A 16,275-nucleotide genomic window follows, 5' to 3' on the forward strand; every position below is an offset into this window, starting at 1 on the left:
TGTTTATAGTGGAGAAACAGAATAATGCTGGTGCAATAGCTTCCAATGCTGGCGATGACTTTCATCTGATTTGGGCGGGTAAAAAATTATTAGATATATTGAAACCTAATAGTAAGCTAACAGCAATATCAGTTGAAGGTCCTACATGGGCAGACTCAATAGAAATTGAGGACGAACAAAAACTATATTCTATTGACTTGGCCGAGTATTATGGAGGGATAGATTTTGAACAAGCTAATAGTGTTATTTTCTCGCAGTTAAAGTATAGTGCTTATCAAACGGATAAACCGTGGACAGCATCTGGATTGTGTGCGAAGACAAGTAAAACAAAGGATAATTCCATTATCCATCGCTTGGCCGATACGTATAATGGGTTCAATACTCAGTTTGGAGATGTTTCAGAAAAGCTAACGCTAAAATTGGTTAGTAACCGAAAATTACATCAAGAGTTTTCGGCACATATCGGTGAATGCATAACTCTTCTTAAAGAAAAAGGATATAAACGAACTGGGGACTTACTGAAAAATGTATCACCTGAATGTAAAAAGGATATTGAAAAATTGCAGAAGGCTTCCGGTCTTACATCGGCTTCCTTTATTAAATTCTTACTAATCTTAGATTTTGACGATTGCGGTACCAACATTCGGAGTATTCATAGGGCTGAAATTATCCAGCAGTTAGGTAAATGGAGTACAGGTAATTTGCGTAGCAAATATGATTCTTTGATTAAGCATATTAGGGAAATGATGATGCCTGAAAGCTCTATCGGATTTCCCATGGATAGAAACTATGTATTAGCCGCATTGGATACAAGTAGCAACGAACTGTTTCCTGCTCCATCAAAAATAGAAGATTTAAAAAATGGATATATCGAACGTAATTTAAGTAATATGATTCTTGATAGCGTTCAAGATAGCCAGAAAAATATTATTTGCATTCAAGCAACTGCAGGTATTGGCAAGACAACATTTGTAAGCCATATTAAGGAACTATTGCCAGAGAATTCTGTGTCTATTTTATACGATTGCTATGGAGGCGGTGCTTTTTTACAAGAGAGTGAGCGTAGGCATTTAACAGGGGTAGCTATCCCACAAATCTGCAATACCTTAGCAACGGAATGTGGAACAGAATGGCTTATTGGTAACCCGACGCATGTTTATGAATATTGGAGACAGTTAAACCAACGATTAGAATCTGCCTTGTTTTATGCAAAACAACAAAATCCTGATGCCGTAGTAGCAATTATTGTTGATGCAGCTGATAATGCTATGATTGCCTCAGATTTATTTAACGAAGAATGCTTTTTAAAAGGACTGTTGCGACAGGTTCTCCCCGAAGGGGTGTTTTTGATTGTTACTACAAGAACAGAAAGAGCTCATTTAATTCCATTCAATGACAAACCGGTGACTATAGATCTACCGGCATTTAATCTTAATGAAAGTTCACAGCATATTCGTTCTGTGTTCAATGATGCAACTGATGCAGAATGCAAAGATTTTCATTTGCTTAGCAATGAAAATCCTCGTATGCAGTCATATCTATTATCAGGAGCTTTGTCGATAGCTGACATACTGTTGCAGATAAAACCAAATGGCAAAACTATGGAATCATTATTTAAAGGATTTGTTAGCGCAGTCAAAGTGCAATATGATAAGCTGATAGACGTAGATATGCTGTTTGCGGCATTAATTAATCTACCAAGACCTATTCCAATCGGAGTGTTTTGCGAGTTGCTTTCCTTAAGCCAAGATGCGCTCCTAAGTATTAGCGTGGAATGCCATCAAGGCTTTTATATGGATAAAACAAACATCTTACTTAAAGATGAAGATTTTGAAACATACTTAAGAACTCACCATAATGACAATACAATGGCATTTCAAAGTATTGCGGATTATATGTACGCCAATAGAGCAACAAATCCATACTGCGCTAGATATGTACACATTTTTATTGATAAGGCAAATGATTTTGAACGACTAGTCCAAATTGCTTTAGATGAAAAAATCGATGATTCCGATATCGGGTTGGTGCAAGTTAATCAAGCAATGAAACATCGCATACAATTTGCCCTCAAGAGATCAGAAATGAAAATCGCTCCAAACCAACTGTTGGCATGCAAATTGGTTTATCAATTAATTGATTATAATGCTAAAGAAGATGCACTTAATGAATTTTTAAGGAATGCACCTAATGAGGCAGTTTTGTATTGTGATGAGATGTCTGTTTATAATGTTTTTCATACGGAGGCACATGATTTCGACAGTTTAGCGAGATCTGCACTTGTATTTTCATATTTACCGTTCTACCATACAGATGTTCGCCAATACATAAAAAGTTATTTGGCAAATGCCGAGTTTTATTTCAATAAAGATGAAAATGAGCATGGATATCACTCACGACCAAGTACAGATAATATAGTTGATACAGCTGAAGCGATGTTAAGATTAGGTGAAACACAAAAAGCTGTAAATTTGCTCTGCGGTTGGAATCCCAAAAAAGTTACCACAAAACATATTTTTAGAATTTTTCTTAAACTCTTGAAGAATGAAGATGTTAGCATCTGTAATTTATTGCTTACACAAAAATGGTCAAGTCCTAACAAACTGGCAATTGTATGTGCGTATATCTCATTGGGTAAAGAGCCGCCCCAAATATTTGTGGAGTATCTTGTAAAACTATTTGGGAAAATTAATCTCATTCCAGCGACTCGTTTCAGCTATAGGCAGGTACTCTTATTTACAGAATACATTTTCCATACCGAAAGTGCGGATTTTGCAGGAAAATTATTAGACAAGTTCTCTGTAAACAATAAATTTTCTAGAGTCCCATCTGTATATATGGAAGAAGAAAAACAAGAATTTTTATATGTGCTACGCTATCATGCCCTAAGGCATATATGCAAAGAAGAACAAATAGCATTAAGTGATTTATGGGAAAGTAAAGAAAAAGCGGCATCAAAACAGGATACAGAAAACAAGAAATCATTTAAGCAAATGGTTGATTTCCTATTTCCGCTTTATTTGTTGCGGCTAAATTGTATTCAAAATAGTAATGGACTATTAAATGTATGCAACAAAACGCTATCTGAATTGGAACGATCAGCATGGAATTTTCATACATACGAGAAGCAACAATTGTTAGAAGCAGGATTGCTTGTATTTGTTGAATCAATATCGTATGCTGATTTTACTCAAAAAGAATTTAAAGATTTAATAAGCAAGGTATTAAGTATGTGCAATACTGCACCTCAATTTAAAACAAAGCTATTAGATAAGCTCGTATGCAATGAAAATGCCTCTATGGCTGCATTGGTAATATTGAGCGATATTAATAGTAATTATGAAAAATATCCCGCTTCAGCAAGAGAAATGTCTGAGGTTTATTTAACTTGTGCTCAAATAGGAAGACAAATTCAAAGTGATTTAGGAGTTAAATATTTCAAAAAAGCAATAGAATGTACAAAAGGATTAGATTACGAGGCCTATAGAAAGCTTTATCTTTATAAGTCGTTGGCAGATAAAATAGGAATGGCGGATATAGACAATCCTAAACTTGCATATAAAATCATAAGGTTGTGCGAGGATTTTTGCCGAAAAATGGGAGATGAAAAGAATTTCCCATATAAAGAGTCTATAGGGTCAGTAGCTATCATATCTCCTAAAAGTATTTGGGGGTCACTTTGTCGTTTAGATGATAGAGACGATCATAATGGATTTTCGCTACAAGATACTGCTTCTATTGCGCTAACTACACTATTAAGCGCAGATAAAATTTCTATTGAAGAAACTGTATCTTTAATGGGTATATTACTCCCTGATTTATCATCTCAATACAACGATTTGGTGGATATACTTTTAGAAAGAATATCTAAGGAAAAACCATCTCGACAAAAACCAATACTGGAAATTTTGACACATGATATTTTATATAATATTCCTATGGATGAAAAGGAATATAGAAGTAAGAGGATAGTGGAGTATTTAGACTCAAATCTATTGTCTCCCGAATTAGGTACAGATAAAATCAAAGCTATGCATAGCTTTTTGCAGCAAATCCAAGATAGAAATCATGTTGAGTTTACTTCAAAAACTGAGCAGACAAATCGTATTGATATAAAGCAATTTTTATCTGAAGTTCATGTTTCATCTCAGGAAATACTTCGGGACAGACTCCACTTACTATCAACAGCAGATAAAGAATTATTTGTAGCAGAGTGGTTGGAAAATCTCTTGCCTAATCAATATGTAACTTCGCTACAATGGCTATTAGAAATTGTGGCAAGTGATTTTTATCGATATGGAAGCAATAAAATGCTAATAAACATTGCTGGTTTTGTAGACAGTAGAAAAGAATGGCCCTCAATAGAAAAATGGCGTAGCGACACTTCTATGCAAAAATACTATATAGAATTATTTGGAAAAGAATTGCTACATCTATATGGTGGCTATGAGGAGACTTACAAGTCGTTATTAACAATTTTTCCAGCCAATGCTCAAGTGCAATATGAAGCTTTCTTAAGTTACGTGGCAAATCATACTGGATTGTATGACGAGCAACTGGTAAAGGTAATTTGTCGAATGTCTGATGTTCTTTCTTTGGAGGGAGCAATAAAGTTATTAAATTGGTCAACAGACAATGAAATGCTATATCTTCATCTTGCGTCAGGAGACGGGGTGGAGTATGGTAGCGAGATAATAGCCAATGAAAATATTAGTTATCCGGTTGAATGCTTTATTTGGCGATTGTTAGGTCATAAAGATACAGGGATTCGCTGTAAAGCAGCACATGCCTTGTTGCATGCTAGTAAGCTTGGGAATTTGGAGTTGGTAACAAATATCTCACAATTGTACCATACACAAATACCAAAATCCTACATGGATGAAGACAACTACTTTTTCTTAGAATCAGCACGAGTTTGGTATCTGGCGACCTGTTTACGTATTGCAAAAGAAAATCCTATATCGCTGCTTTCCATATATCCGTTTTTTAAATCTATTGCATGTAGTGGCGAAGTAGTGCATGCCTTGCAAAGAAGATTGGCAAGAGAAATTTGTTTATTGCTTTCACCACATTGTGACACAGATGGAATGGCACAACTTGATGTATGTGATAAATGTATATCCAGTAAAAATATTGATAACACAAGAAAATATCAACGAGAAAACGCAGGTGACTCAGAAAAATGGAAATTCAATTTTGATACAATGGACACATTGCGATACTGGTATGATGATGTCGCTAAAATATTTGGATGCGCACAAAATGAAGTGGCTAATGATTGTGATTATTTTATTGCACAATTCGGGATTACAAACGAAAAATGCAGAAAATGGAATAAAGGATTTTTAATTCAACAGGATTATAGTAAGACATATAATAATCATGGTACTATTCCGACGGTTGAAACGCTTGAAAAATATGCAGAATGGCACGCAATGTTTTATGTAGCGGATAAGTACCGTCAGACTAGAGAAACAGTTGAAAATGATTATAAAACCTATGATTCGTGGCTAAAAGGATATTTACCGGGAAAAGATGGATTGTGGTGTTTTGAATTCCGCAGTCATGTTCCGCTACTCCCATTTCTTTGGGATTTTACAAAAGCAGTAGAAAGCAAACCAAATCCACACTATGTTATTCCAAAGAATTTGCCAAAGTCAATGATCGAGCATTCATTAGGAATTTCATTGGATTTAAGGTATTCAGCTCATTTTCAACAAAGCAACCGATATATTCGAGTACAAAGTGGTTTTGTGGATAAAGAAAATATTCATAAGCTAGTCAATGAATTTCATAAACCCAACACAGAATTTTTTGACTTTTATCATAATGCTGATGGATATAGATACGGCAAAAACCCTGCATTTTTTCTTTATCCAACATGTGATACTATTACCACTTTCCCAGACTATGCACTAGATAAAAAGGATTTATTATTAAAGGATTATCTTACTGCATCCAATTATTTGATGGGATTGTCACAGGATTTTGAAAAGTGTTTCAAGTTATCAAGAGATAAGCAAATTTTATATACAAGAGTATGTAATGATAAGAACATTCCTGTTCAGATGTATCATTGGAGCGAACCTGAAAATGAAAGTGGATATGAAAAACATAGCACTTATGGAAATCTGGTAAGTATAAAAAAGGAATGTTTGGTGGAAAAATTAAAAGTAAAAAACCAGGCTATTGTATTCGAGGTTTTAATATCATTTGAGGATGACAGCTATAAGTTTTATGGAATTCCAAGTAAAGGCATTAAGAAAAAGTATTTTTATGTTATAGATCCAGATGGCGACGGAAACTTAACTTTTCTATATAGAACAAGAAATTGCTAATGAATAGTTTTAAGACAATAGGAAACATATTATGGACTACTATATATGGTGTCTGTGTCTTTCAAAACTTATCGAATAATTACTTTGAAAGTAATGCTTTTGTAGTGTATTATGTAGCAAAATTAGAAAATGTTAAGAGCAAACTACTCAAACACCCCTTGAAGCGATAAAACAGATGACATAAAAAGATGGTAAGGTTGCACAAAGTCAGCGCAAAATATGCATGATTTATATGGATTTATTGGTAAAAATCACTAAAAAACCAGTTGATTTATTCACTGCTACAAGGCACGTTGAGTGTGTTGTCTTGATGTCAAGGGTGGAGAAGTAGAAGGATTGCAAATGCCTATATAAATAAAGGGTTTCCAGACATTGAGCTTTTCTATAGGCTACTTTGCCGGAGGTTCTCATATCAGGAAACCCTTATTTTTATTGTTTGAGGTAACATAATCAACTGCCCTGAAAGTGATAGGGTTGAGTTGACAGGTTAGATAACGCCTATTTTTGTAGGGGTTGAGTTGACAGGATAGATGTAGAATTTAATCTTCTCTCTCCGCATCTGTATCGAAAATTCTGTCAAGCTCCTCATTTGATATAATGCCACGTACTTTGTTTCTAACCGTTGTTTTTCCCATATCAAGACGATAGAAATGGTCACGACCATCCACACCTTTTTTTAGTCGAATAAGTTGAATCCTACCAAATTTATCCCAGTGTTTCTCAGCAAATTTTGCTAATCCTACAGCTTTGGGGTAATTGTCTTTACGACTAGGGTCATGAGGTTCAAGAATGTCGAAAACATAACCTTCTGTATCAGCTCTCACAACTACCAAATCTGGGAACATGGAAGTGGTAACGCCGTTAACTTCATACGGAATTTCGAGTGACCATTTTTTACGATCAAGATTACGCAACCAGCAAATAGCGCCATTTTTTAGTTCTTCATCAATAACTCCGCTTTCCCATTTATTTAGTGATGTTTGGAATGTGCCATCCTCAGCACAGTAGAGATGTTGTTCAAACTTTATTCTATCGTCTGGCAGATAAAAATCGATTGAATCCGGCAATACCCATGGCACTGCAATTGGTTGTGCTGAAGCGTTGATTAATCTTTCATAAACATTCTTTCGTGCCTCATTTAGCTTTGCAATGGCGCGTTTGTTATTTTCATACAGTGTAATAAATTCTTCCTCTGCGAAATCATTTATTCTTTCCATTGCATTAGTATCATTTGTAAGAACGATTATTTCAACTTTTACATCAATATGATCCCTGGTACTATTCCGAATCCAATATTCTTTGTGCAAGCCTTCCCCTAACAATTTTCCTGATTGTTCAAAATGACGAGAAATATCAAACTCTGATACTGTCATAGTCTGTGAGGACTCATCAAAAGAATAGGCATTGTCTCCATAATCAAATGTCAACGTGCCAAGCTCAAAGCCAGTGATTGCAGCTACTCGGTTTTCAAAATCACCACTTTCTTTGATCCGCGTGATTTCCTCATGCATTTTTAACAACACTGCGTTTTTGATAGTCTTTTGAGCTTCTAAGTCGATACCATCCATGGTAAGAGCACGAGAAATCTGAATTAATAATTTTAATGGTGCTTGCTTACGAACTGAATCTATCCGGTAAGTGATGAGGTTATCCATTGCATCAAACACGTCTGTATATGCCAAGTTTCGCCCTAATGTTACAAGCTCTTTGTTAGTTCCTGTTTCTGTTGGCATAATTGCTTCACTGTCACGTAAAGCATTAACAACATTTTTTACCGTTTCTTCATCAAAGTATGGAAGGAATAAGCTGACGCTGTTAAGTTCAGCATCAGAAGATATCCTTCTGGCCAAAGGTGTACGAATAACTCGCCCTAACAATTGAGCAATATAAGTATAATCCTGCGCACTACGGAATGACATCATTGTTTCGGCACGTGGACAATCCCATCCTGTAGAGAGATTCATTTTGAAGAATACAACCATCACATTTTCTTCGTCATTTATTCTAGACGCTTCTATTTGTTGTATTTCAACATCACGTACTTTAAGTGTGCCACGGTCATTGAATGTATGCACGACTTCACCTGGCTGTAATTTGCGTCCTATTGTTTCTTCTAGTAAATCAATACAAGTTCCTAAATCAGTATGAGTTGCTTCACGCTCATTGCCATCTTCAACCTGTATAACAAGAATAGGGTTCACCATTTTCTCGTCTTCGCGCTCACAGTAGGATTTCCAATGAGCACATTTTTTGCGCCAATTATCTACTGCACCTTTAAACATTGTCATATCGGCAGTTAATTGAATATCTGGATAGTGTATGATGATTCTGTCTTTCAACAAACCGGACTCACGTACCTGCTCAGGTGGAACGATGACTTTCTGGACGGTTGATGTCGTTCCGGCAATTAAATTATCAAATCTCTGGGGTGTCGCTGTCACACCGATCACTAAAGGCATGACACAAAGTCCGTCTTCTTTACTGCCTTTAATAAATTTTTGCATTATTGACTGTGCCTTGTTTTCTGCTTGAACGGAGGTATAGGTACCCCTATGCGCTTCATCAATCACCACATAAAATTGTTTAGGACTGCGCTTAGCAGTATTAGTAAGTGTTTCCCAGATGGAATATTGGCGTGTATCTGAAGTCCCTGTTAGCAGTTTATCAGAACCGAGTTTTTGAGTATTTAAAAAGTAAATGCAACCACCCTCGAAATATTCAATGTTAAAGGTTGATTCTATTGTTACCAGATCACGAACACGAATTTTGTCAGATTTACTTTCAATCTTCAGCCTTGTTTGTTCGTTAAGCTCCGGTGAATCGGATAGCCAAATGAAAACAGAATCTGGCTCTCCAATGCTGTCAGCACTGCCATATAATATATCCTCAAAAAGTGTTGTCATAATGATAGTTTTTCCTGAACCCGTAGGGGCGGAAAAGGATATTATCTGTGGATCGCGTTCGCTCCACATCAAATGCGCTTTATTAATTTTATCATGTAGTTCGGCAAGGGCCGTTTCCTGAAAAGGAAATAATATATCTCTCATTTATGAATCCCTCCTGCTTCCCAACACAAAGTTATCGATATAATCGCGATAAAGTTGGTATGTGTTATTTGCTTTTACTCCAGCCGTCATTTCACGGAAAGCTTCCTCGGAGTTAGTAACGAAGTAGACTACTTGGATATTATCCTCTTCAGAAAGCTTTTCGGTAAACTCAGCAAACTTTGTTTCATCAACCAGGATAGCAAAGCCATTTTGAGGTAAAATTAGCATTTCAGGTTCATCATTGCTGTTTACTTCTGGTCGTTTTCCAATGGCACCAGATTTAAGCCATAGTAACGGTAATATTTCGCGGAACTGTTGACCTAATGAAACACTGTTTTTATCCAAGAATTCTAGCTTGAAGTATTCAGCGTTTGCAGGAAAGCCTTCACTCATAGGACGCTTAACTTGTGATGTTACGATGATTGACCCAAGTAAGTGAGAAACACGTGTTTTGATAGACTTGAATATGGCAGCTGATTTTGATGCAATATAAAAGTCTGTGATATGATCCTGTTCCTCAAGAGCAGTCAACCACTCATCAGCGGAATCTACATCAAAGAGAATTGAAGCTGTATGTTTATCCGAAACGATGAATTTACTGTCTTTGCTTACTAGTGATTGCGGTAGTTGTGCCTTTCCTTCCTTGTTTTTGAGTAAAGAGACGATTTGCTTTTTTGCAGTAGCGGTTAATTCAGAAGGATTATCTACAAAACCCAACTGATAGAATGAGCGCTCAATCTCATTAGATGCAGTCTGAGTCGTGAAGTATTCACCTGTTAGGGTTGAACCATCATCTCGCTTGCCAAGAATGCTATACTTTGTCCTTGGCCAAGTTACCGCACGACAAATTCCATGTTTTTCCCATTCAATGTCGCCAGGCTGATAGCCATTTTTTTTCAAGGCCTTTGCTTCATCATCGGATACCTCATTATTTGTTACTAATATACAGCGGCGGTTTCCGTCATCCTCAGAATTAAGTAAATTTACTGCATGTAATGTGGTGCCGCTACCTGCAAAAAAGTCAACAATTAGAGCATTTTTCTTTCCGGATACAGCGAATGTTAATGCTTCATGGACAGCATAAAGCGATTTTGGGTATGAGAAGCCACCACCAAGTATGGATTTAATCATATCTGTACCGTGGGCTTCTGCATTACATAAAGGATCAGTCCAAACCGTTTTTGGAGGTTCGCTTTCTCTACGAAGGATAACTTCTATTCGATCTCCTTTTTTTTCAATAAACATTCTATCTTTTACTGATTCTACAGTATCGCGCCCATATCTCCATTTCTTTTCAATGCCATTCTTATCAATGGGCCAAACATAAATTGTACCATCTTCATTATGCTCTACTTGAGCTGTAGGGTGTAATTCTTTATCAAGTAAATCACCGAAACCGATGATATTATAATTAGAGTCTAAAATTACTGGATAAAAACATGTCGCACCTTCATATCGGCCTGATGTGCTCCCCCAACGTCTTAGATTATATACATCTCCACCAGTATGTTGCTTGCGGTAAATAGTACTTTCTGCTGAATATGAAAATATCGCATATTCGTGAGTCACAGAGAATTTTTTGCCCTGAGTTCCACCGGGATTATGCTGAATGGTTACACAAGTATGAGTTAGGTTTGGAAAAAGTTCATGAAGTAGAACCCATAGATGTGCATATTCATTATCATCTATTGTAGTAATCAAAACGCCATCATCAGCAAGTATTCTTTTTGCAATCTTTAATCGTTTTTGCATCATTGAGAGCCACTTACTGTGGCGCCAGTTATCACTAGAATCAACATAGTCATTATTGTATTTCCAATCCCGCGCACCTGTGTTGTATGGGGGGTCGATATAAATACAATCAACCTTCTTAGGGTAGAGATATTCCAGTAACTGAAGGGCATGATAATTGTCTGCTTCAATGACTGCATGCCATAAGTTACTATCAGGCGCATTTTCTACAGAATCAATCGGTTGAAGAGTGGGAAAAATTGGCTCGCCAAATTGAGCAACTGAAACTAGCTCCGTGATTGGTATGTTCTCGGTATTACCAGTTGCTTTGTTGCGGCAAAGGGCAACATCTCCATCTAACTTCAGTACCGTATATACATCATTAATGTGGCCTGTTTTTTGTGCAACAGTCGAGCCACGTTTGATAGGAACTTCATAAAGTGGAGTGCATTCAGGGATGTGCTCCTCAAATACAAGACCAAATTTTTTGTTTTTTGATATGCGGGCAAATTCCTGTTCCAAGCGATTACGCAAAGAAGTGTCAGGGATTTGACGCAGTAAATCATTGATTGCAGCCATTTTTTAAATCCTCCTATATTTAATCATTCGTTTCGTACTTACTCCACGAACGACCAAAAAGTTCATTTCCGTCTGATAAGCGCAAGATTGCTGTTTCTTCTAAAATTCTATGTGCTTTCTCGGTTGTAGAATCAGCTTTATCAAATGCAATAAAAACCTGGTGCTTGGTAGATTGATAACGTTCCAATATATGCTCCAGATGAACATCCTCAATACGTTTAAGAATATTGGAGTCATGGATGATCGCAGGAATTGGGCGTAATTCAAGTACACTCAAATCGTACACAACAAGGCTCTTGAATGCTGTTCCTTCACTTGTGTTGCCAGGAGTTTCGAAGATGATGTCCTTCTGGGGAGTGATATACAAAAGAGGAGCAGTTTCCTGTTTATCAGTTACTACGCCGTTAATTGTTTCCATACGAAGATTGATGTCATCTTGTATCTCGCCTAGTTTTTCAGTTTGTTGCAACAATAGTTTTTCAAGTTTTTGCTCTGCTTCAGCTCGAGCATCCTGCAACTCTTTTTGATGAATCAACTCGGCTGTTTCTTCTTCAAGTCTATCAATGCTTTTTGATACATTAACACACTGAGAGAGTACTCTCTCAGACATCTCTTTTGCTATACCGGACTCTTCGATTTTTCGATTTAGGCGTCTGATTTCCTTATCATATTCTTCGATTAGTGGTTGTAATCGATAGATTTCCTGATCCATTTCTTCGCCTAAAATCTCTCTGATTTTTATATGAAAATGTTCAATTTCTTCAAATGCTTTTAAATTTGCATTTGGAAAGAAGCGTAGCAAGGATTCAAATTCACTTGCGGTTTCAGCCTTGCTGTCTGTTATATTGCTTTTTATAGCATTTAGCTGTGATTGCAGACGATTGCGCTTACGTATTATGCTATTCAATTCTTTTTGAACAGCTGTTATTCGTTCGAATGTTTGTGTATCAAACCCAAACATTGCTAATTGAGCCTCTTCGCTGTTTTTCATTAGCTTTTGGAGTCTCTTTCTCAATGACTCGATAGTCTTTTGGTTACTTTCGATTTTATCTATGTCCACCTTTTGACGCTGACGAGATTTAAGCTGTGAAGCTTTAATTCCGAGTTCTTCCTCCATAAATTTGATAGAAGCAAGGATTTTGTAATGACCAAATAGCTTCAATAGAAAATCCACAGCCTTTTCATCTTGCTCACGAGGTTTCACTAACAATGGATACTTTTCTAGTGTATTTTCACGTCCATAGATACGGAAAAAACGTTCGGTTATTTCTGAAAACGTAAGGGCTGGTAGCCCAATTTTATATTCCTGAAACAGAAATCTTCGAAATTCGTCAAGCGTCAATTTTGTTATGAAATGGCGCTCTTTATCGATTCGATATACACTTTTAGGATCGTCAGTGCTTCTATAGAAATAATATGGCTGTCCCTCAAATTCGAAAGTGAAATAGATGGTATGTGGGCCTATTTCCTTTTTTATATCATCTGTCAGGGAGTAGTAGCTTTCACCGCCGAATACATAATCTATAATCCATAGGAATGTTGATTTTCCGATTGCATTGCTACCGCCTGCGCTACCTAGAACTGTATTTAAGCCTGAGTTAAACCGGATAATTTGATGCTCTGGAGCAAATTTATCACATTGAATCTCTATCAACATATCGTAGCACCCTCCCTTCTTCAATTAGTCCAATTTTACCTAATGCAAACAAGCAGTCTAAAGCACTCAGGAAATCAGCCATGTCCTTTTCACGATATCTAGTTAGTTCAAATAACTCTTTAGGTGACATATCCTGTTGTGCTAATGCCTCTAAAATATCTGGGAAAAGAGAAATAACGCTGTTTGTATAGGAAGTTACTTTATTTGGTAATCTCATCGAACACCTCACACCTTTGAACGAAGTAGGAGATTATTATCTCGCAAGCTTCTCTATATTTGCGGCCGGTTTTTTCAAACAAAGTTTCAACAAGTAGGTTGTATATTGCGCTTTGAGATATATGTGATTCACTTGCATCTTCATACATCCGTTTGACGCTTTTTGCAAATTTATCGACGTTCAGCTTGTTTTCTCCGGCCAACCGATCTAATGCATCATTGACTCCCTGATACAACCGCCGAACATCAAAAAGCACTCTTTCTTTCAAACGTTTTTCAGTGATTTTATTCTCAACTTTTACAGGTTCAATTTTGAGTTGTGTATCATCAGTAACATCCATTAAGTCAACTTCCCGAAGTACTTGTTCGATTTGCTTTTCTATTGTATATCTCGAGGTTGCATCTCTTGCAGCCATAAGAACTTCCAAGTCATGCTTTTCTGATAGTAAAGCTAATTTTACTTCCTCAGAAGCATTTTGAATTTCGCGCTCACATTCAACACATAAAACCACTTCATCAGTTTCTGAAAGGTGAACGACTTTAGCATAGTTAACGTCGTTGCCTTCTTTTTTTATACCTAAAACTCTTCCGCACTTTTGGCATTTGCCACCTGTTTCTGCAAGCAACACTAAAGAGCGGGCATCAATCGCAATTTCGTAAGCAGTTTCCATAGACAAATTGCTATACGTTGTAATGAAACTAATATCCATTTTTTGATCTTCAAAGGACTGTATGTACTCGGCAGTTGTCTCTTTCACGCTATCTTCGCAATTTCGGTTCTCGACATTTAATACTGTGTAAAGAAAAACTCCGGCGATAAAGTCTTCAAAAACAAAAGCATCACGTCTTACTATAGATTTCTTGGTCATGCCATTCACTATTTCGACTATTGTGTCAGGCTCAATTGTATTATCAGACGCAATAATGTCTTTCAGAGCAAGAATGATGAGGCTCCTTTTATTGCTATCCAACATGTTAAGAATGTGCTGTTTAAAGTAATTAGAAACAGCGCGTGGGTCTACTGTTGGAGCTTTATCAGTTATATTAGGCGATAGATTCTTTTTACCCAGAATTAAATCTGAAACAGTACCGTCCTCACCACGAATATCATAAGTAGGCGCAATAGAAAGTAGCATGGTACCACATAGAAGTTTTTGTGAAATTCTTTTTGCGCTACAAATCTTTAAAATTGTTGCAAAAGTACCAAAACATAGCTTTTTCATATATTGCGCCTCCTTTCATTGAATTTAATCTGTTGAAGTATCGTCATCGACGTAGTCAACAATATCTCCAATGTTGACATCAAGGGCTTTACAGATTCTTCCTAACACATCCATGCTTACCGGCAGATCTTTACTCATTTTTGCTATCGTTGTCGACGTTAAGTTCGTTATTGCCATTAAATCCTTTTTCATCATTTTTTTATCTATTAAAAGTTTCCACAATTTGTTATAACTAAAAGCCATTATAATCGCCTCCAAGCACAATTGGATGGTATCCAAAGACGTGTCTTTATTATTATAGCAATTTACTAAGCGAAATACAATCAATTATTTAAATATGCTTATTCAATCTTTACGAACGCTTAGTTCGTTTGACATCATAAAAACGAATTGTTATTTGTGGAGTCCTAGCGGAGTGTCAGCGGAGTTGTAGCTGAGGATTTAAAGTGTATGACTTTATAAAATTTAGTTAGACGGTAAGACAAGCTGAACTTTTTGAAAAGGGGGTAAAGTCATGGAAGAAATTCGTGATTGTAATGGTCGCATAGCTTGCAAGGGCAATGCAACAACAGGTCTCATAGAAGTGTTATATAAACGCTGTAAAACCAGTACACAAATACCTATTGGAGGAACTTTAAGAATTGAACGTGATGGTGTTGTGACGATAGTCACTCGATTAAGCGATTCTGCTTTTCATGTAGAAAGTCATGCTAATGTAGCATAGAAAGATAGCTAACTAAATAAAAAATCCGCAGAGCTGCACGACGGCCAGGATAAGTTCTCACACTAGAGAACTATCTTGGCGTCCTTTTTTGTTCTACGGATCTTTTCGGCTTCTGCGGATTTTTCAAAGCCAAATTTTGAAAACCAAAGGAGTCAAATTATGAAAAGAGCGTACAAAACAAGTAAAAAGAAGAGAACTAACTACATCTATTACACTGCTGAAGGAACAAAGATTGTTATAACTCTAGGCGAAGATGGAGTCACCGAAGCGGACATCGAGCTTTTACATACTATGGATGATGACGAAGTGGACGAGCAGCGCCGGTACGATTATCGAGTGACAACACATCTGGATGCTTATCATGATGGTGAAGAGGAAGCGGCAAATGACCGCAATAAGTATCTTGCAGATGATACTACGAATCCTGAACATCTAATTACCCAAGCAGAAGATGAAGCTCAGCATCAAAATATGTTGGACAAGTTAACCAAGGCAATGGAGTGTCTTTTACCTCAGCAAAAAGAACTCTTCAAAAAAGTGTACCTTGAGAAAAGATCCAACACTGATATAGCAGCAGAAGAAGGTGTCACAGAAGCGGCTATTCGCGGTCGCCTTAAGAAGCTTCAAGAACGACTTAGAAAAATTCTATCCTAATAGGGTTCGCAAGGACCCGTTATAAAAAATCTTTTCTCAAAAGGGGGTTCGAAAGAACTCTCTTTTTCGCTTATCGGTGAGGGGCAGATGAATCGCCCCCGGAAAG

9 protein-coding genes are annotated in these 16,275 nt (G+C 36.8%); 3 read left to right on the forward strand and 6 right to left on the reverse strand.

Annotated features, from left to right (window positions below; translation table 11 throughout):
- Window positions 1-8: 8 nt before the first annotated feature.
- Complete coding sequence (locus CS063_RS02650; RefSeq protein WP_099448163.1) at window positions 9-6,338, forward strand: NACHT domain-containing protein; 6,330 nt, start codon at window positions 9-11, stop codon at window positions 6,336-6,338.
- A 539-nt stretch (window positions 6,339-6,877) separates the two neighbouring features.
- Here CS063_RS02650 and CS063_RS02655 read toward each other — a convergent pair.
- The 6 genes from CS063_RS02655 to CS063_RS02680 are packed head-to-tail and all read right to left on the reverse strand — an operon-like array spanning window position 6,878 to window position 15,034.
- Window positions 6,878-9,385: a DEAD/DEAH box helicase gene (locus tag CS063_RS02655; protein ID WP_099448164.1), complete on the reverse strand. Its 2,508-nt coding sequence runs from the start codon at window positions 9,383-9,385 to the stop codon at window positions 6,878-6,880.
- Entirely contained in the window at window positions 9,386-11,695 is a 2,310-nt protein-coding gene (locus tag CS063_RS02660; protein WP_042679902.1) for a site-specific DNA-methyltransferase, read from the reverse strand.
- A gap of 19 nt (window positions 11,696-11,714) precedes the next feature.
- Complete coding sequence (locus CS063_RS02665) at window positions 11,715-13,352, reverse strand: DUF2326 domain-containing protein (protein WP_099448165.1); 1,638 nt, start codon at window positions 13,350-13,352, stop codon at window positions 11,715-11,717.
- Window positions 13,330-13,569 carry an ABC-three component system middle component 7 gene (locus CS063_RS02670; RefSeq protein WP_021401094.1) on the reverse strand — a complete coding sequence of 80 codons (240 nt, stop codon included), beginning with the start codon at window positions 13,567-13,569 and terminating at the stop codon, window positions 13,330-13,332. Before CS063_RS02670 ends, CS063_RS02665 begins: the two co-directional genes overlap by 23 nt.
- The gene (locus CS063_RS02675; RefSeq protein ID WP_099448166.1) at window positions 13,553-14,791 is read right to left on the reverse strand and encodes an ABC-three component system protein; all 1,239 of its coding nucleotides are present in this window, start codon (window positions 14,789-14,791) and stop codon (window positions 13,553-13,555) included. The genes CS063_RS02670 and CS063_RS02675 overlap by 17 nt, the downstream gene beginning before the upstream one ends.
- 24 nt (window positions 14,792-14,815) lie before the next feature.
- The gene (locus tag CS063_RS02680; RefSeq protein WP_021401135.1) at window positions 14,816-15,034 is read right to left on the reverse strand and encodes a helix-turn-helix domain-containing protein; all 219 of its coding nucleotides are present in this window, start codon (window positions 15,032-15,034) and stop codon (window positions 14,816-14,818) included.
- Between the two features lie 271 nt (window positions 15,035-15,305).
- On the opposite strand from CS063_RS02680, the gene CS063_RS02685 reads away from it, so the two are divergent.
- Window positions 15,306-15,515 (forward strand): hypothetical protein, encoded by a 210-nt coding sequence (locus CS063_RS02685; RefSeq protein ID WP_042679895.1) that lies wholly within the window; start codon window positions 15,306-15,308, stop codon window positions 15,513-15,515.
- Between the two features lie 291 nt (window positions 15,516-15,806).
- A complete protein-coding gene (locus tag CS063_RS02690; protein WP_308415411.1) occupies window positions 15,807-16,169 on the forward strand; it encodes an RNA polymerase sigma factor in 363 nt (120 codons plus the stop codon).
- Window positions 16,170-16,275: the final 106 nt, after the last annotated feature.

Source organism: Sporanaerobium hydrogeniformans (assembly GCF_002735925.1).
Classification (GTDB): Bacteria; Bacillota; Clostridia; order Lachnospirales; family Cellulosilyticaceae; genus Sporanaerobium; species Sporanaerobium hydrogeniformans.